This window comes from Peribacillus sp. RS7, from assembly GCF_041956845.1.
Classification (GTDB): Bacteria; Bacillota; Bacilli; order Bacillales; family DSM-1321; genus Peribacillus.
Genome location: NZ_CP168135.1, coordinates 2864525 through 2881106, shown reverse-complemented (window position 1 = coordinate 2881106; position 16582 = coordinate 2864525). Strand labels below are relative to the sequence as shown.

The window sequence follows — 16582 nt, the reverse complement described above, 5'->3', positions numbered from 1 at the left end:
CTTGAAAGATCAGTGGGTAGGTACGTTACACAATGAAAAAGCCTGCTAATTAAGCAGCAGGCCTTTTCTATCATCGATAGGTTAAAAAGCGTTCATACCAACTATCAATAAACTCTGCGGAGAATGGTCCTTTTCGCTGGCGTATCATATAAATTAAATAGTCTACGTTCTGTTTCAATATTGAATCGATGGCATCCGGGTAATTCATTTCTTTCCGATGCCTTTCATATTCATCCTCATCCAGCAAATTAAACGTCATATCTGGGAATACCTTAATGTCCAGGTCATAATCAATGTATTTCAATGCTCCCGAATCGTATGTGAACGGAGAACTGATATTGCAATAATAATAAACTCCGTCCTCTCTCAACATACCAATAACATTAAACCAATACTTTGAATGAAAATAGCAAATCGCCGGCTCTCTCGTAATCCAGGTCCTTCCATCTGATTCCGTTACCATAGTACGGTCATTGGCTGCTATCACCAGATTTTGGGTCCCTTTTAAAACGGTTGTCTCTTCCCAGATACGATGGATATGTCCATTATGTTTATAGCTATGAATTTGGATTTTTCCTCCTTCGGCAGGAACAATCCCCATTTATCTCTCCCTACTTTCTATAGACACCCTGACAGCGTACTGTGCCCTATTCCGTTTGCAGTTGTTGTGTGTATTTAAAATATATACTTTTTTCCATTTACCCTATATTCCTATATTATAGCGATTTATTCATAAATTTAAAACAAAAGTGGCTAATCTCCCAGTGAAAATGTGTAAATAAGTCGAAAAAGTCTGACCATCCACCCCATTTTAACTTAGAAATTAGCCGGTTATTCATTGTATTGCAGCTTGTCCTTGCTGAAAATAACGGATGACTTCTTCCGTTTGCTTCTCGAACATATCATGGATACTTTTCAATTCCTGCTTTTTAAGTTGGATCTCTTCATGAATGGTGACTGCTTCATTCTCCTCTTGCAGGGCAAGGAGTTGCTTCTCTATATCTTGGCATCTTTCGATTTCGGATTGTAAAAGTAAAAGCTTATCCATCGTTTTCAACTGGTTGTTTATTAGCCGATTAAATTCCTCCATGAATGCACCTTCCTAATGTGTATTTTTTCTATAGTATGTATATTCTAGTTTTTATCCAGCTTTTCCTTTGACATAAAATGTAAACACATCAAAACATTTGTCGAATCAAATGAAAGGCAAAAAAAAAGCATCCTTCAAAAGAAGGATGCCTTTCGTTTTTAAAACGGCAATTAGCCTTGGTTTTTATTGCTTTGGGATTTTTGGTTTTGCTGTTTCACTTCTTGGACGTTTGTTTCAGAAGCGAACTCAGTACCGTATTGGCCTTGAGCTTGACCTTGACCCTTTTTTTGCTGAGATTGTGCGTTTTGTTGTCTCACTTCTTGAACGTTTGTTTCAGAAGCAAACTCAGTACCGTATTGGCCTTGACCTTGCTGAGATTGCGCGTTTTGTTGTCTTACTTGTTGAGCGTTAGTACCTGCTTGTGATTTATTATTGTTATTAGCCATTGATATCACCTCCACGATAATAAGATAACCAATATCAAGGAGTGTTATCCAACTAATAACATTTAAATTTTTCCAGTTACATTAAACAAGCAATGAAATGCCACCATCAACTATAATGGTTTGTCCACGAATCATACTGGCTCCATCGGAAATTAAAAACAGGATGGTATTCACCATATCTTCCACCTCGACCATCCGTCCAGCAGGAGTTTGTTCTGCCGCCTCAGCAAGCATTTCATCCCGATTCGGGAAAGACTTCAGGGCATCCGTATCGATAACACCGCCGGATACGGCATTGACACAAATGTTTTTCGCAGCCAGTTCGACCGCTAAATATCTTGTCAGGGCTTCAAGCGCAGCTTTGGAAACACCGACAGCTGTATAATTTTTCAAATAGCGAATGGACCCTAGTGAACTGATGCTGACGATTTTCCCTCCGCCGTTCCTCTCCATCAATTTCGCCGCTTCCTGTGCGCAGAAAAGGAGGGCTTTTGTATTGATGTCCATGGTCCAGTTCCAATGCGATTCTTCAAGCTCCATCAAAGGACGCTGCACTCCTGAAGCAGCATTATTAATGAAGATATCCAAACGCCCATAATAAGCATCGATTTCCTCGAACATGCTTTTCACTTTCGCAACGTCACCGACATTTGCCTTAACTACAAGGGCTTTACGCCCCAAAGCTTCAATTTCAGCTGCCACTTCTAATGCTTTCGACTTGCTCCGGGCATAATTAATAACGAGGTCGTATCCTTCCTCTGCAAGCCTTATTGCCGTGCTTCTACCTAAACCTTTACTGCTACCTGTAACGAGTGCCACTTTTTGTTCCATACGTTTATTCATCCTTTCTGAGTAAACACCGAGTAATAAAAATCATTTTTAAAAGGAGTGTTACTGTTATGTATGTTGGACGTGATATGACAGAGTTGTCGATGATGAAAAAATCGGATTGGGAAAATAGCGAACTTGCCTATTTTCATCACTCCCTTCAACAAATGGTACCTTATTTAAACCAAGAAGGACAGAGTATCCATAGCGAAATCGTCAAAGAAATTGAAAATAGAGGCGGACTTAATAGGCAGGAAGCCAATTATACCCATGGAACGAAAACCATTTACGATTGATTTTATACGGATATGACATTGAAAATCAACAAAAATAAGTGGATATCTTAGCGGATATCCTTTTTAGACAGAAGGCAAACTCGATGAAAATCGAGTTTGCCTTCTGTTTTTTAGAGTTGTATAATTTGAACGCTGATTGGAGAATGTAGGGCACTCGCTTTCGGCGGGCGGTCCGGGAGCTTCCTCCGGCGTCTTTGCTCCTGCGGAGTCTCCCTTTGACACGCTTTTCCCGCGAGTCTCTCTCACCTTCCGTTCCAATCAACTCTGTTTTAAAATGTAGATAGAAACCATCCCCAAGGTGACCCTTAATTACAATACTGCCTTTATTCAATCCGCTTTTTTTCTTTATAGGCCTTCATCATTTTTTGGTGGGAAACCGGAAATGCGAACTCCTCCATCTCTTCTTCATTCACCCACTTGAGTTGGTTTTCTCTTAATGTCTCTTCACTGATGGCTTCTTTGACTATTCCCGTATACGTGTCCACTTTCCAAACAAGATGTGAGAAAACATGTTCAATTCTCACAAGTGATTCCGTGATTTCCGGTTTGACACCATACATTTCCTCAAACCGATTCTCGAAGAACTCCCTCTTATGCTGAAGGGATGAATGGTTCTCGAAGTTCGGATATTCCCAAAGATTTGCCAGCAACCCTTCAGATGCTCGCTTGTGAATTAAAAATTCACCTTTTTCATTCGTTAAAACAGCAGCCACAATTGGTACATCCCGCGTTTTTTTCTTTTGGACTTTTACAGGCAGTTCCGATTGAACCCCTGCTTCAAATGCAATACAATGACTTTGAACGGGACATAATAGGCAGGCAGGCTTACCTGGTGTGCAGATTAATGCCCCCAGTTCCATCAAGGCTTGATTAAATGCAGAGGTATGTTCATGATCGATCAGCTTTCTGACGGCAGCTTCGAAAGTTTTTCTAGTCTTTGGCTTGGCAATATCTTCATATATCATCAATATCCTTGATAATACACGCATGACGTTTCCATCGACAGCTGGCTCCGGCTTGCCATAGGCGATACTTAGAATCGCACCAGCTGTATAAGGACCCACGCCTTTCAATTTGGAAATTTCCTCGGGATCATCCGGTACAATCCCATTGTAGGAAGCCTTCACTTCCTGAACGGCACTATGCAGATTCCTTACACGTGAGTAATACCCTAGCCCTTCCCAAGCTTTTAGGATTTTCTCTTCATCGGCATTGGCAAAATCCTCGAGTGTGGGGAACCATTCCACAAACCGGTTAAAATAGGGAATCACCGTGTCCACCCTCGTTTGCTGCAACATTATTTCTGAAACCCAAACACGGTACGGGTCCTTATTTTCCCTCCATGGCAATTCTCTTTGTTCTTTGAGAAACCAGGAAACCAAATCTTTTTGAAAATCATCGATTTTTATTTTTTCTATTGTCGGGATCGTTATTTCTTTCACATCAGTTCCTCCAAAGATGTTACACTCTTATCAAAAATGGGAATACCTATAGTAGGTCATTCTTTTTTAATATCATGTTCATATCCAGTTATTTGTAATTGGTCACGGAAATAAGTCTGAATTATATTCATTTGATGGTTAATATATAAATACGGTATGATGAGAGAAGACCATTTTTTTCAAATTGTGGCAGGGAGGTTAGTTTTTTGGATACAGGTACTCACTTTGTCATGGGAATTGCTCTTGGAGGTCTTGCCACGTTAGATCCTGTCATTGCGCAGAGCCCAGTCACTGCAAGTGCAGTAATAGCAGGTACGATATTGGGATCACAAGCTCCAGACATTGACACCGTTTTAAAATTAAGGAATAACGCTGTATATATACGAAACCACCGTGGAATCACGCATTCCATTCCAGCTGTTTTACTTTGGCCCTTGATTATCAGCGGAGCACTTTTCGCCATCATACCTGAAGCAAATTACCTTCATCTTTGGCTTTGGACGTTTTTAGCCGTATTCCTTCATGTATTCGTGGATATATTCAATGCTTATGGGACCCAGGCTCTTAGGCCGATTTCGTCAAAATGGGTAGCTTTAGGGGTCATCAATACATTCGACCCGTTCATTTTTGGAATACATGTTGCAGGTCTGATATTATGGGGCTTTGGATTTCCTCCAGGCTATTTATTTCTCTCGATTTACGGAATACTCGTTGTCTATTATATCTCCAGATTCAGGGAACAGGCGTTTATAAAAAGAGCTGTTAAGCAGCAAATTCCCGGAGCAAGAAAAATTATTTTATCACCGACCATGCGTTTTCACCGCTGGAAAATCGCGGTAATTACCGAAAAGAATTATTATGTGGCACGAGCCGATAATGGGTATGTGACGATTCTTGATACATTTGATCGAGTGCCATTGCCAGAAAGTGAAATTCTCGAAGCCGCAAAGAAGGATATCAACTTGGCAGCCTTTCTGTCCTTTTCTCCGGTTTACCGATTTGAAATCGAACAGATAAAAGATTATTATGAAGTCCGTTTCATCGATTTAAGATATCGCAGCAATGGGTATTACCCGTTTGTGGCAGTAGTCCATTTAGACAGCGAATTGAATATATTGAATTCTTATACCGGCTGGATCTTTAGCGAAGCGAAGCTGCAGAAGAAATTGAATATTATTTTGTAGTCGCTGCATATTGAAAAAAGGCTGATCCCAGGGAACCCCTCTGGAATCAGCTTTTTAATGAAATCGATTCTGCTGATTTAATAACTGTTTATATTTAGGATTTTTTGCAATGAATTCGTGGAACTGCTCACCGTAGTTATCAATCCAGGTCCTTACAACGCGCGATGTCATTTCTTCCCCGGCATATTCATGTCCAGCCTTTGCATAGGTCGCTTCGAAATCTTCCCATAATAATTCCACCCAAGTCAAAGCTTGCTCATACGTGATGTGGTCATTTTTCTCAAGCAGTATCTTGGTTAATCTTTCATGGTAATCATTCATTTGAACCACCTCATTGCCAATATTTTTACAGAATGAACTATACTGTCCCTTACCCATACTAGTGGTAAGCGGAAACGCTTCTTTTCTTTAATCTGATGCTTGGAGGAGAAAAACTTGCGAAATAAACAAAAAGGATTCCCCAACCAAAACAATAATAAATTCCAAGGCGAGCCTCGTGCAAAAGCAAGATATGCATCAAAGCGTGCAGATGGCAGTATTAATACACACCCTCAAGAACGAATGAAAGCATCAAACGAGCGATCGAATTAAAAGGTACCTCAAAAGGAATCGGGTCTTCCCCGGTTCCTTTTTATTTCAACATTGAAATTGGCAGTGCCTCTTCCTTTCCGCTTCCACCTAAACGGTAACCCCAGGCGAATACGCCGTTCATATAATCAATTTTGAAATAGACACCGGGATCGCCGTCAATTTGGTATATTTCACCTTTTTTGAAATCATCCGGATTTAACAAATAGGCCTTGGCCATCGTCACTTTACGTTCCAATACTGAAAATTCATTAACCATTCCCAATTGCTCTGCTTTTCTCGCTTTTTCAGTCAACGCTGCAATTTCCTGTTGTAGTTCATAGGCCGACAACTTGCTGTACCTTACGTCGCTCATATATATGGCTCCTTAAATGAAATTAATTTACTTCTATATTAAACAAAATTTTATGATTTGGCTATCGATGCACTTAATCCATATCAGGATTGGAAAGATAACGCTCAATCAATTCTATTGGAAAACCTTTTCGGTATAACGCCTGCTTCATTTTTTGTTCATATTCGAAGCCTTCATGGTTTTTATATCGGCGTTCCATTTTTTCAGCATGGTGGCAAAGAGAATCCCATTGTTCATCTTCATCCTTTTCAACCGTCACATCTTCAAGCGCTTCAAGGATGACATCTCTCGAGAAACCTTTCCGTAACAAGGTTTGTTCAACTTTCAGCCTCAATGCCCGTTCTGAAATGTTTTTTTCCTTTTTGACCGATTTTCCAGCAAGTTTCCTTGCATGTTCAATTTGAATATCATAGGGGTATTCCTTCAATGCCTCGACAACCAACTTTTCTTGTACCCCTTTTTCCTTAAGCTCGAGCTTAAGGGTAGTGGGACCTTTATTGCCTCCGTTAACATGGGTCCGTACGTAAGCCTTGGCAAATTCTAGGTCGTCTAAATAGTTAAAGCTGTATAGCTTATGTATCGCTTCCTTTATAATCGGCTCTTCCGTTTCCTTCTTTTTTAAATAAAGGCGAATTTCCGATTCCGAACGCATCCGGTATGATAAATAATTAAGTGCATCGGTAAATGCTTTTTGAATTTCATCATGGAATTGTATTTCACCTAGCAGCAGGTCATCAAGTGCCGTACCTTTTTTCAATTGAAACTTCAATAGCACTTCTTCGTCCACACTGAAAGCATATTTTTCATCAACGAAAATGTTATAACGATCTTTACGTTTTTTTTGGGTTGTTATTTTTGTTATGTTTGGCATAATATCCACCCCCACCCCTACTTTACCCCTTTACGTGTACCATTTCTATATATAGCATGTCTAAAAATGAAAAAAGGACATGGTCATGTTAAAGTGAAGGAAAGAAAGGGAAAGGAAGTGGTTTTCATGAAAATAGCCATTGCTGGTGGAAGCGGTTTTGTCGGCACAGCCCTTATCGATGAATTATTAAAAGAGAATCATGATATATATATCTTGACCCGTCATCCTGAAAAATTCAAAAAACAGGAAAATCCGACATATATCGGCTGGCTGACCAAGGACGCAAAGCCGGAAATGCATTTGGAAGGGCTCGATGTTTTCATTAACCTTGCTGGTGAATCTTTAAACAGCGGGCGTTGGACTCCTGAACGAAAACGCCGGATTGTCGAAAGCAGGGTCGAAGCTTCCAAAGAGATGAACCGTATCATTTCCAAACTGCCCGAAAAAGTATCTGTCATAATCAATGCAAGTGCAATCGGATATTATGGTATTTCGGAACATGAAACCTTTACCGAAACCTCCGAATCCATCGGTGATGATTTTTTGGCCCGTACTGTTAAGCTATGGGAAAAAGAAGCGGCTAAATCCCGCACTTACAGTGAAAGATTCGTCTTAACAAGATTCGGCGTGATTCTGGGGGAAAAGGAAGGAGCACTGCCAATGATGGTCATGCCTTATAAACTTTTCGGCGGAGGAAAGATGGGCAAAGGGAATCAGTGGCTTTCCTGGATCCATATTCATGACGTGGTCCGTGCAATCATCTTTTGCATGAACGATCAGCGGATTGAAGGTCCAGTCAACTTTACGGCACCTAATCCCGTTCAGATGGATACATTCGGGAAAACAATAGGAACTGTCATGCACCGGCCCCATTGGTTACCCGTACCTCCCTTCTTCCTCAAGACCACGCTTGGGGAAATGAGTGTACTTGTGCTTGAAGGACAAAATGTCCTACCCATTAAACTTAAAGAGGAAGGGTTCATCTTTTCTTTCCCAACCCTCAAAAACGCTTTACAAAATATCTTAAAAGAGGATTCTCACGTATGAAAGGATCATTTTAGGAAAAAATAGGGATATTAAGTGAAATGGAGATGATCTAATTGTCCAAAAAACACGAAAAAGTAAAAAGTAACTTAACTAGTACGCAAGCGGTTATTTATGCTCGGGAATTTAAAAATGCAGATCGAGCAGGTGGTTTTAACGAGAGGAAATCCCGTCGTTAAGTCTGGAGTATTTTCCCGTACATTTTGAACATCCATTCAACACAAAATAAGCTAGAGATGATAAGTTGAATAATCATCTCTAGCTTATTTATTTTAATTTTTAGGGGGCGTTAGCATGGGACGCAATAACATACACCATAATCGAGACAAGAACAAACAGAAACTTCCGCAGGTTCCTAAAAACCTGAAAAGTGACGGACTTGACGTTGAATATTCTTCCGAACTGGCTGACCAGGAAGATATCGAGGCACAAGCCCGGGCAAATGCAGCTGACCGCCGTGCTCATAATCGCCGCTAATAAATAGGACGAACCAAACCAAGGGGCTGTAATCAGCCCCTTATATTTACTTTATTCACATAGTTTATCCACAACTCTGTATATATTGTGGATATATTCTGAAAATACTGACAAACAATAGGTACAATGACTACCTTACTAACATGAAAATAATGTTATTTCTGGATAACCCTGTGGATTATGTGGATAAAGGGAATGTTCCACTGATCACTCTGCATTTTCATTGTGGATAACTATTCAGTTTCCTTGAATTGTTCCACAGGAATATTATTTATATAATAATTCATCTAGATTGTTAAACTTCTTCCTTCCAATTATCATCGCATGCCAAGCGACTTTTCCAACCTTTCCACCATATGATTGCTAACTAATTTGTCAGTATTTTTTTCGGCCGCTAACCCCGGCATTAAAGGAGGTTCCCCATACTTTTGTCATCCGCACTTTCTTCCAACTGTTTCCGAAGCAAGAATTTTTGTATCTTCCCACTTGCATTTCGAGGCAGCTCATTACAGAAGATATATCTTCTTGGACGTTTATAGTTCGCCAGTGTATCACTGTTCTTACACCAGGTTTCTAAATCGCTTTCCTGTAACGTAAGGTCTTTGGCAACGATGAAAGCCGTTACCATTTCCCCCCATTGATCATCAGGCTGACCCAGTACTGCACAGTCGAGAACTCCTTGATGCTCATAAAGTGTGTCTTCCACTTCACGTGGATATATATTTTCCCCTCCTGAGATAATCATGTCGTCCACTCGGTCCTTGACCCACAGATATCCATCTTCATCCAGGAAACCGATGTCACCGGAATGGTACCAGCCTTTGTAAAGCGCTTTTTCGGTCTCTCCACCTTTTTGGAAGTAACCCTTCATGATACATGGACCTTTCACAAGAATTTCCCCTGTTTCCCCAGGTTCCAGAATATCATCGGGATCTGATGGCCCTTCGTCATTCGGACGGGCAATGATGATTTCATGATCGGAACATGCTTTGCCGGCAGAACCCGCTTTCCTAATTTGATCATCCTCCAATAAGAGAGTGATGGCGGGACCCATTTCAGTCATTCCATAAGCTTGGATGAACTGGATGCCAAGTTTCTCCTGACAGGCACGTACAAGTGATGGTGCCATAGGGGCTGCTCCATAAAGCCCCAGCTTCAAACTCTGGAATTTATATTCATCCAAGTTTTCCTGAAGTAGCATGTTCCACATCGTTGGTGCAGCAAATAACTTAGTGATCCCCTCGGATTCAATCAGTTCCATAACCTTTTTGGGATTAAACTGATGTAATATGACATTTGTGGCACCAGCCTGTACGCGAGGTAAAAAGGAACAGTGCAATTCAGCACAATGAAACATCGGTGCAGTAATCAACCCGATGTCAGAGCGTTCGTACTTCATGGCCTCTATTAAAATCTCTGCTTGTTTGACCATATCTTTATGAAGGTGAATGACCCCTTTTGGTCGTCCGGTTGTCCCGCTCGTATACATGATGGCATAAACATCATCCTCGTGAACGTCCACTTCATCCGGATTTGATGAGATACTTGCCATTTTTTGACGGTAACCTTTGGCATATCTCGGAACATTATCATCAATATACCAGAAAGCAGTTTCCGGAAATCGCTTCTCAACCGCGGCAACGCTCGATTCCAATTCGTGCTCGAATAAAACGACCTTTGGAGCAGCGTCATTTAAGATGTAGGCCAACTCCTCTGGCATTAAGCGGAAGTTGATTGGATTAAAGATTGCGCCGATTTTTGCACAGGCAAAGAGTGCGGTGGCAAGCTCTTCATTGTTGTAAAGGTATGTAGAGACCCTGTCGCCTTTTCGCACTCCTTCCGCTTGAAGGGCCGCCGCCAACCTATTCACCTGCTCATTCCATTGAATGTACGTATAGCGGATATTTCTTCTCACGTCGTAGATAGCTTCTTTAATGGGGAATTTCTGAACCGTCTGATCAAAGATATTTTTAATCGTCACTGACATATCATTTTCCTCCTCAAGTAAACCCACCATCAACGGGGAGAGTTCAGGCCAGCCCTGCCGATGGTCGGCTTCATCACTTTTTCAGCTTTTACTTTCGTGCGAATTACGAATGTTCATAACCGTATAGTCCCGTTTCAGTCCAATCTTTCAATGATGGTGGCATTCGCCATTCCGTGGCCCTCACACATTGTTTGCAGCCCATAACGGCCGCCTGTCCTTTCCAACTCATGGATCATTGACACCATCAATCGGGCCCCGCTGCCGCCAAGAGGATGACCTAAGGCAATCGCCCCGCCATTTGGATTCAGCTTCTTGGGATCTGCCCCCGTTTCTTTTAGCCAGGCAATAGGTACAGGAGCGAAAGCCTCATTCACTTCGAAGACATCGATATCATCGATGGAAAGGCCGGCTTTTTCCAAAGCTTTTTGAGTGGCGGGAATCGGCCCAGTAAGCATCAGGGTGGGATCTGATCCGACTACAACCCGTGTATGCACTTTAAAACGTGGTTTCAATCCAAGTTCTTCCGCTTTACTGCGTTCCATCAATAATAAAGCGGCCGCACCGTCACTTATCTGGCTTGAGTTCCCGGCATGGATTAAACCGTCTTCTTGGAAAACCGTTTTCAACCCAGCCAGTATTTCCATGGTAGTTCCAGCCCTTGGACCTTGATCTTCCGTAACTTCCATATGATTTCCTTCTTTATCAGTACCCGTCACTGAAATCATTTCACGGTCAAAATGCCCTTCTTTTTGAGCACGTATTGCTTTGGCATGACTCTCAACGGAAAACAGATCACATTCTTCACGTGTTATTCCCCACTTATCGGCGATTCTCTCAGCTGATAAACCTTGGTTAATCACCTCATACCTGTCTAAATACTTTTGGCTGGTTACAGCACCTTGATTATTAGACCCCATGGGGACTCGGGACATGTTTTCTACTCCTCCGGCCACTACAACATCCATATCTCCCGACAAAATGGCTTGGGAAGCGAAATGGACAGCCTGCTGACTTGACCCGCATTGACGATCAATCGTCGTTCCCGGCACTTCGATCGGAAATCCTGCAATCAGTGCAGCAATTCTTGCTATGTCACCTGCTTGTTCACCAACCTGTGAAACACAACCTAGTATGACATCATCGACAATAGCCGGATCGATGCCCGCCTTCTCAATCAGCTTTTTCAATACTTCCCCTGCTAGATCATCTGGGCGAACGTCTTTCAAGGCACCGTTCCTTTTCCCTACTGGCGTTCGAATCCCTTCAACGATTACCACTTCCCGCATATACTCTCTCCCCTTCTCATCCTGTTTATATTAAAGGCCCAGATTCTTAGCGATGATTTTCTTCATGATTTCATTTGTCCCGGCATAGATGCTTGCTACCGGGACATCCCGATACCTTCTGGCAATCTTGTATTCTTCCATATATCCATAGCCGCCATGAAGTTGCATGCACTCAATCGATATTTTTCTCGCAGTCTCCGTCAAACGCCATTTTGCCATCGAAACCTCTGTGACCACCTGTTCTCCCGCCATATGATTGGCGATCAATTGATCTAGGAAAACACGCCCCATTTTGATTTCCGTTGCCATTTCCGCGATTTTGAATTGAGTATTTTGAAACTGACTCACGGATTTTCCGAACGCTTCCCTGCTTTTCACGTACTCAATGGTATCGGCCAGCATATCCTCTGATGCCGTTTGAGCACAAATTGCCACTACAAGGCGTTCCTGCTGCAATTTCTCCATTAAATAAGCAAAACCCTTTCCTTCTTCACCAAGCAGGTTTTCCTTTGGAACACGACAATCCTCGAAGATCAGCTCTGCTGTATCCTGACTGTGCAAACCAAGTTTCTTCAGTTTTCGCCCCCTGAAAAATCCAGGAGTATCCCTTTCTACCACGACTAAGCTAACGCCTTTATGCTTTGGAACGGCATTTGGATCCGTTTTACACGCAACGATGACCAAATCCGAATGAATGCCATTTGTGATGAATGTCTTTTGGCCATTTAATATGTAATGTTCTCCATCCAAAATAGCAGTGGTTTTTATATTGGCTAAATCCGAACCTGTTCCAGGCTCTGTCATGGCGATTGCTGTAATGATTTCCCCTGTCGTGCATTTAGGAAGCCAGCGCTCTTTCTGCGCCTCACTTCCGTATGCGGCAATATACGGAACAGTAATGTCACTATGGAGTCCGAAACCAATGAAACCAGAACCTACTCTTTCCAACTCCTCATTAATTATGACTGCAAAGCCCCAATCTACCCCGGAACCCCCATAATCTTCTCCAAGATCCGGACAAAGAAAACCCTGTTCCCCCATTTTCACCCAAAATGACCGGGGAATGATCCTCTCTTCTTCCCATCTTTCATAGTGGGGAACTGCTTCTTTCTCTAAAAACTTTCGGAATGACTTACGGAAAATGTCATGATCTTCACTTAGATATGGATGTTTCATCTGTTTTTATCTCCTCTGCACGGCTTTGTCTAAGGCTCTTTTCAAGATCGATCTATAATGGATTGGATCATCTTTTCCAAAAGGAATTCACACTTACCTGGGTGACATTCGAATGGCCCCATCCAGCCTGATGGTTTCCCCATTCAGCATTGGATTCGTTATGATGCTCTCCGTTAGCTTAGCGTACTCTTCGGGATATCCGAGCCTTGATGGGAATGGAACGGTTTTACCTAATGACATCCTCGCTTCATCAGGCAATGAATCGAACATCGGAGTATGGAATAGACCCGGTGCGATAGATACGACACGTATCCCTTTTGTGGCAAGCTCCCTTGCAATCGGCAGGGTCATCCCAACAATGCCCCCCTTAGAAGCACTATATGCGGCTTGTCCGATTTGTCCTTCAAAGGCAGCTACCGAAGCCGTATTGATAATGACACCACGCTCCCCCTCTTGGTTCGGCTCATTTTTGACCATTTTTTCAGCAGCAAGTCGGATGACATTAAATGTACCGACCAAATTGATTGTCACCACATTTGAGAACGCTTTCAATTCATGTGTACCTTTTCTGCCTATGACCTTCTCTGCAATTGCAATACCAGCACAGTTGATGACCGTATTGATGCTCCCGAATTTTTCAATTCCTTCTTCCAACGCTCCCAATACGCTATCTTCACTTGTTACATCCGTTTTAATGAACAGGACTGAATCTCCCAATTCATGAGCCATCTTAGCGCCATTTTCTTCCGAGAGGTCAAATATGACTGCCTTTCCACCTTTTTTAATGATGTTTCTTACTGTCGCCGCTCCCAGACCTGAAGCCCCGCCTGTCACAACTGCAATGGTTTCTTGAATATCCAAATCCTCACCTCATTTGTTTCTAGAATATATATTCATCTTTCACTATCATCAATACCTATTTTCAATATTAATTTCACCGCTTGCCTGTTTTATCGTTCACCTTCAAGTCATGAAGGGTTTCGGTAAAGCCTTTGATTACCTGTTCAAAATCCTGTTTCAATCCATCCAGCTCTTGTATGCGTTCATTAATTTCGTTTAATTTCTGTCCTGCCATTTCAATCGTTTTTTCCAATTGCTTAATGCCTGTCCTATCCTTATCGAATAACAGGACTATATCCTTTATTTCCACTAACGAAAAACCATACTTCTTACCGCGCATTATGATTTTAAGCTGTGCGTATTCTTTCTTTCCATAAACTCTTTTTCCCGTTTCGGTACGCTTTGGACTAAGCATACCCAGTTCCTCATAATATCGGAGGGTCCTTGTCGTCAATTCGAATTCTTTTGCTAACTCAGAAATGGTGTACATGTAAAAACCACACTTTGCAAAGGGATTATTTACCTTTATTTTAACATTGACGTTAACGTAAACTTCAATAAATATTCACAAAATTTATAATATATGAAACTGCATGAAAGATTTAAATTGATATACTATGGGTATATTCTTTAAAAGAAGGGAATGATCGATCAATGCTATGCTCAAAAATATTAGTTGCTTACGATGAATCTGAATTGGCACTTAAATCTTTAGAAAAAGCGATTGAATTAGCCAAGTTGGATCCCACCATCGAAATCCAGGTGCTTCACGCTGTAACGTTGCCAATCAAACCAAATATATATGGCAATGCCTTTCAGGAAATTGAAGAATCCATGCTCAATTATGGAAATGAAGTGATAAAAAAAGCGGAAGCGCTAATATCAGAAATCCCGAATGAATCCCAAACATTTGTCGTAGAGGGTTCAGCCATCACGACTTTATTGGAACATGCAAAATCCCGTAATTGTGACCTTATCATCATGGGCAGCCGCGGATTGAGTGGTTTCAAGGAATTCCTAGGCAGCGTGAGCCACTATATCGTTCAACATTCCCCAGTGCCCGTCTTGTTGGTCAAATAAAATTTACTGCAAATATTCATGCCGGCCCTTTCATAGCTGGGTTTCCCTTTGGAATCCAGCTTCTTTATGCGTGCATGAAACCCCATCAAAACTTATCGTGTTTTACAAACACTTCCGTTTACGGGTAAAATGAAACTAATTTTAAACGAGGATAACAGGTGACGCAATGGATATTAAGCATTTGCAATACTTTATAGAGGTAACCAATTTCAATAGCTTCACTCGGGCTGCCGACCATTTATTCATTACCCAGCCGACCATCAGCAAGATGATTAAAAACCTGGAAACCGAGCTAGGTGTTGAGCTTTTTGATCGGTCGCGTAAGCAACTGATCTTGACCGATGCAGGCAGGGTTGTCTTGGAGCAGGCAAAATTGATAGATAAGGCCTTTCACAATTTAGAAACGGAAATGGACAATTTATTAGGTTTGAAAAAGGGACATATACGCATCGGCCTGCCGCCGATCATCGACGCTTCTTTCTTCCCCCGAATTCTTAGCCGTTTTCATGAGGAATATCCCAATATTACCTTTCAATTAGTAGAGGATGGTTCAAAAAAGATTGAAGAATCCGTCCAAAATGACTTAATTGATATAGGCGTTATTGTCCTGCCAACCAACACCGCACTTTTTCATCATTTTGCTTTTTTAGAAGAAGACATTAACTTGATTGTTCATCCCTCCCATCCAGATTCTTGTCTGGAAGAAATCGATTTGGCCGATTTGGAAAACGAGTCTTTCATCTTATTCAATAAGGATTACGTCCTTCGAGATCTCATCATTTCATCCTGTAATGAAGCCGGTTTTTCTCCACATACCGTTATTGAAAGCTCACGCTGGGATTTCATTGAGGAAATGGTTTACTGTAAACTTGGCGTTGCTCTATTACCTGAAAGTTTATGCCGTCATGATGAACGCGTGAAGTCAATCAAGGTTAAAAACCCCTCCATTAGTTGGAATTTGGGATTCATTTGGAGTAAGGACCATTACCTTTCATACGCTGCAAAAGAATGGCTGAAATATACGAGGGAAGCGTTATCTCGTAACGAGTGAATTTTAATCTGCCTGATGGGATGTAAGCACTATCATAGATTTTGGTTATTCATTTGATAACATCTAACCATTTTACAATACGTAACGGCGGGGTTAGACTTGGTATGAATAAAAAGCACGGTAACTGCTGATGGTTTCCATTTTTTCTGAAAGGAGATATTCATGATCACTTTATCCAGTGTCGATGAGTTACACGAAACAAAAGCAGCTCTGGAGAAAATTAAATATTCATACCCCAAACTATTTAATAAACTGCTCCATGTCGTTGCCTTAACACGGACTTTTCAATTTAAATATCAATTTATGGGCACTTTAATCATGGATGAAAACCCAAACGAATACACCCCTGAATTCGTTATGCCCTCCGTTATCAGATTATATATAGAGGAAGTTCAAAAGTTAAAGGATGATCCGAATATCCAGGTATTACTTCAAACCTTCTCCCAAAATAAAAATATTGGATATGCCAAAATCAGTATGCTTGTGCTCGGTAAAAGCCCTGAATCGCTTTTAGGTGCTTCATCCATCAAATGAACCACCC

The 16582-nt window shown here is 41.5% G+C and carries 22 protein-coding genes; 9 read left to right on the top strand and 13 right to left on the bottom strand.

Going from position 1 to position 16582, the window contains the following annotated elements; translation table 11 throughout:
• Positions 1-70: 70 nt before the first annotated feature.
• From ACDZ29_RS14465 to fabL, 4 genes are all read right to left on the bottom strand, one after another.
• Complete coding sequence (locus ACDZ29_RS14465) at positions 71-601, bottom strand: DUF402 domain-containing protein (protein ID WP_048685440.1); 531 nt, start codon at positions 599-601, stop codon at positions 71-73.
• A gap of 234 nt (positions 602-835) precedes the next feature.
• Positions 836-1090 (bottom strand): YgaB family protein, encoded by a 255-nt coding sequence (locus ACDZ29_RS14460; RefSeq protein ID WP_289317920.1) that lies wholly within the window; start codon positions 1088-1090, stop codon positions 836-838.
• 170 nt (positions 1091-1260) lie between these two features.
• Entirely contained in the window at positions 1261-1536 is a 276-nt protein-coding gene (locus ACDZ29_RS14455; RefSeq protein ID WP_375088016.1) for a gamma-type small acid-soluble spore protein, read from the bottom strand.
• 81 nt (positions 1537-1617) lie between these two features.
• Positions 1618-2367 (bottom strand): enoyl-[acyl-carrier-protein] reductase FabL, encoded by a 750-nt coding sequence (gene fabL, locus ACDZ29_RS14450; protein WP_214747519.1) that lies wholly within the window; start codon positions 2365-2367, stop codon positions 1618-1620.
• Positions 2368-2435: 68 nt separating this feature from the next.
• On the opposite strand from fabL, the gene ACDZ29_RS14445 reads away from it, so the two are divergent.
• Entirely contained in the window at positions 2436-2660 is a 225-nt protein-coding gene (locus ACDZ29_RS14445; protein WP_289323755.1) for a hypothetical protein, read from the top strand.
• A gap of 323 nt (positions 2661-2983) precedes the next feature.
• On the opposite strand, the gene mutY is transcribed toward ACDZ29_RS14445, so the two are convergent.
• Positions 2984-4102, bottom strand: a complete 1119-nt coding sequence (gene mutY / locus ACDZ29_RS14440) for an A/G-specific adenine glycosylase (RefSeq protein ID WP_370013895.1) — start codon at positions 4100-4102, stop codon at positions 2984-2986.
• A 206-nt stretch (positions 4103-4308) separates the two neighbouring features.
• Here mutY and ACDZ29_RS14435 point away from each other — a divergent pair, with 206 nt between their 5' ends.
• On the top strand, positions 4309-5286 hold the full coding sequence (locus ACDZ29_RS14435) for a metal-dependent hydrolase (protein WP_370013894.1): 978 nt from the start codon (positions 4309-4311) through the stop codon (positions 5284-5286).
• A gap of 54 nt (positions 5287-5340) precedes the next feature.
• On the opposite strand, the gene ACDZ29_RS14430 is transcribed toward ACDZ29_RS14435, so the two are convergent.
• Complete coding sequence (locus tag ACDZ29_RS14430; protein WP_289317925.1) at positions 5341-5607, bottom strand: YfhJ family protein; 267 nt, start codon at positions 5605-5607, stop codon at positions 5341-5343.
• Positions 5608-5721: 114 nt separating this feature from the next.
• Here ACDZ29_RS14430 and ACDZ29_RS14425 point away from each other — a divergent pair, with 114 nt between their 5' ends.
• Positions 5722-5877, top strand: coding sequence for a small, acid-soluble spore protein K (locus ACDZ29_RS14425; protein WP_034305387.1), 156 nt, complete (start codon positions 5722-5724; stop codon positions 5875-5877).
• 40 nt (positions 5878-5917) lie between these two features.
• Here ACDZ29_RS14425 and ACDZ29_RS14420 read toward each other — a convergent pair whose 3' ends face one another.
• The gene (locus tag ACDZ29_RS14420; protein WP_063234815.1) at positions 5918-6229 is read right to left on the bottom strand and encodes a YfhH family protein; all 312 of its coding nucleotides are present in this window, start codon (positions 6227-6229) and stop codon (positions 5918-5920) included.
• 73 nt (positions 6230-6302) lie between these two features.
• A complete protein-coding gene (recX, locus tag ACDZ29_RS14415; RefSeq protein WP_375088015.1) occupies positions 6303-7100 on the bottom strand; it encodes a recombination regulator RecX in 798 nt (265 codons plus the stop codon).
• A 126-nt stretch (positions 7101-7226) separates the two neighbouring features.
• Between recX and ACDZ29_RS14410 the strand changes: the two genes are divergently transcribed.
• From ACDZ29_RS14410 to ACDZ29_RS14400, 3 genes are all read left to right on the top strand, one after another.
• Positions 7227-8147 (top strand): TIGR01777 family oxidoreductase, encoded by a 921-nt coding sequence (locus ACDZ29_RS14410; RefSeq protein WP_375091139.1) that lies wholly within the window; start codon positions 7227-7229, stop codon positions 8145-8147.
• 53 nt (positions 8148-8200) lie between these two features.
• Positions 8201-8323: a YfhE family protein gene (locus tag ACDZ29_RS14405; protein ID WP_289323751.1), complete on the top strand. Its 123-nt coding sequence runs from the start codon at positions 8201-8203 to the stop codon at positions 8321-8323.
• A 115-nt stretch (positions 8324-8438) separates the two neighbouring features.
• Positions 8439-8621: a YfhD family protein gene (locus tag ACDZ29_RS14400; RefSeq protein WP_034306455.1), complete on the top strand. Its 183-nt coding sequence runs from the start codon at positions 8439-8441 to the stop codon at positions 8619-8621.
• A 406-nt stretch (positions 8622-9027) separates the two neighbouring features.
• Here the strand turns inward: ACDZ29_RS14400 and ACDZ29_RS14395 are convergent, their stop codons facing one another.
• The 5 genes from ACDZ29_RS14395 to ACDZ29_RS14375 all read right to left on the bottom strand — a co-directional run bounded on the left by ACDZ29_RS14395 (position 9028) and on the right by ACDZ29_RS14375 (position 14400).
• Positions 9028-10608, bottom strand: coding sequence for a fatty acid--CoA ligase (locus tag ACDZ29_RS14395; protein ID WP_375088014.1), 1581 nt, complete (start codon positions 10606-10608; stop codon positions 9028-9030).
• A gap of 134 nt (positions 10609-10742) precedes the next feature.
• Positions 10743-11894 carry a thiolase family protein gene (locus tag ACDZ29_RS14390; RefSeq protein ID WP_289323749.1) on the bottom strand — a complete coding sequence of 384 codons (1152 nt, stop codon included), beginning with the start codon at positions 11892-11894 and terminating at the stop codon, positions 10743-10745.
• A 30-nt stretch (positions 11895-11924) separates the two neighbouring features.
• A complete protein-coding gene (locus tag ACDZ29_RS14385; protein WP_375088013.1) occupies positions 11925-13070 on the bottom strand; it encodes an acyl-CoA dehydrogenase family protein in 1146 nt (381 codons plus the stop codon).
• 93 nt (positions 13071-13163) lie between these two features.
• Complete coding sequence (locus ACDZ29_RS14380; RefSeq protein ID WP_289323747.1) at positions 13164-13931, bottom strand: 3-hydroxyacyl-CoA dehydrogenase; 768 nt, start codon at positions 13929-13931, stop codon at positions 13164-13166.
• A 73-nt stretch (positions 13932-14004) separates the two neighbouring features.
• Complete coding sequence (locus tag ACDZ29_RS14375) at positions 14005-14400, bottom strand: MerR family DNA-binding transcriptional regulator (protein ID WP_370013889.1); 396 nt, start codon at positions 14398-14400, stop codon at positions 14005-14007.
• A gap of 164 nt (positions 14401-14564) precedes the next feature.
• Between ACDZ29_RS14375 and ACDZ29_RS14370 the strand changes: the two genes are divergently transcribed.
• The 3 genes from ACDZ29_RS14370 (at position 14565) to ACDZ29_RS14360 (ending at position 16575) form a co-directional block, all read left to right on the top strand.
• Positions 14565-14990, top strand: a complete 426-nt coding sequence (locus tag ACDZ29_RS14370; protein WP_375088012.1) for a universal stress protein — start codon at positions 14565-14567, stop codon at positions 14988-14990.
• A 166-nt stretch (positions 14991-15156) separates the two neighbouring features.
• On the top strand, positions 15157-16041 hold the full coding sequence (gene cidR / locus ACDZ29_RS14365) for a cidABC operon transcriptional activator CidR (RefSeq protein WP_375088011.1): 885 nt from the start codon (positions 15157-15159) through the stop codon (positions 16039-16041).
• A 162-nt stretch (positions 16042-16203) separates the two neighbouring features.
• Positions 16204-16575: a hypothetical protein gene (locus tag ACDZ29_RS14360; RefSeq protein ID WP_375088010.1), complete on the top strand. Its 372-nt coding sequence runs from the start codon at positions 16204-16206 to the stop codon at positions 16573-16575.
• Positions 16576-16582 lie beyond the last annotated feature (7 nt).

What these genes read in the sequence shown, in the direction of transcription:
- ACDZ29_RS14465 (WP_048685440.1), bottom strand. Translation starts at nt 601, where the DNA reads ATGGGGATTGTTCCTGCCGAAGGAGGAAAAATCCAAATTCATAGCTAT.
- ACDZ29_RS14460 (WP_289317920.1), bottom strand. Translation starts at nt 1,090, where the DNA reads ATGGAGGAATTTAATCGGCTAATAAACAACCAGTTGAAAACGATGGAT.
- ACDZ29_RS14455 (WP_375088016.1), bottom strand. Translation starts at nt 1,536, where the DNA reads ATGGCTAATAACAATAATAAATCACAAGCAGGTACTAACGCTCAACAA.
- fabL (WP_214747519.1), bottom strand. Translation starts at nt 2,367, where the DNA reads ATGGAACAAAAAGTGGCACTCGTTACAGGTAGCAGTAAAGGTTTAGGT.
- ACDZ29_RS14445 (WP_289323755.1), top strand. Translation starts at nt 2,436, where the DNA reads ATGTATGTTGGACGTGATATGACAGAGTTGTCGATGATGAAAAAATCG.
- ACDZ29_RS14430 (WP_289317925.1), bottom strand. Translation starts at nt 5,607, where the DNA reads ATGAATGATTACCATGAAAGATTAACCAAGATACTGCTTGAGAAAAAT.
- ACDZ29_RS14420 (WP_063234815.1), bottom strand. Translation starts at nt 6,229, where the DNA reads ATGAGCGACGTAAGGTACAGCAAGTTGTCGGCCTATGAACTACAACAG.
- recX (WP_375088015.1), bottom strand. Translation starts at nt 7,100, where the DNA reads ATGCCAAACATAACAAAAATAACAACCCAAAAAAAACGTAAAGATCGT.
- ACDZ29_RS14410 (WP_375091139.1), top strand. Translation starts at nt 7,227, where the DNA reads ATGAAAATAGCCATTGCTGGTGGAAGCGGTTTTGTCGGCACAGCCCTT.
- ACDZ29_RS14400 (WP_034306455.1), top strand. Translation starts at nt 8,439, where the DNA reads ATGGGACGCAATAACATACACCATAATCGAGACAAGAACAAACAGAAA.
- ACDZ29_RS14395 (WP_375088014.1), bottom strand. Translation starts at nt 10,608, where the DNA reads ATGTCAGTGACGATTAAAAATATCTTTGATCAGACGGTTCAGAAATTC.
- ACDZ29_RS14390 (WP_289323749.1), bottom strand. Translation starts at nt 11,894, where the DNA reads ATGCGGGAAGTGGTAATCGTTGAAGGGATTCGAACGCCAGTAGGGAAA.
- ACDZ29_RS14385 (WP_375088013.1), bottom strand. Translation starts at nt 13,070, where the DNA reads ATGAAACATCCATATCTAAGTGAAGATCATGACATTTTCCGTAAGTCA.
- ACDZ29_RS14375 (WP_370013889.1), bottom strand. Translation starts at nt 14,400, where the DNA reads ATGTACACCATTTCTGAGTTAGCAAAAGAATTCGAATTGACGACAAGG.
- ACDZ29_RS14370 (WP_375088012.1), top strand. Translation starts at nt 14,565, where the DNA reads ATGCTATGCTCAAAAATATTAGTTGCTTACGATGAATCTGAATTGGCA.
- cidR (WP_375088011.1), top strand. Translation starts at nt 15,157, where the DNA reads ATGGATATTAAGCATTTGCAATACTTTATAGAGGTAACCAATTTCAAT.
- ACDZ29_RS14360 (WP_375088010.1), top strand. Translation starts at nt 16,204, where the DNA reads ATGATCACTTTATCCAGTGTCGATGAGTTACACGAAACAAAAGCAGCT.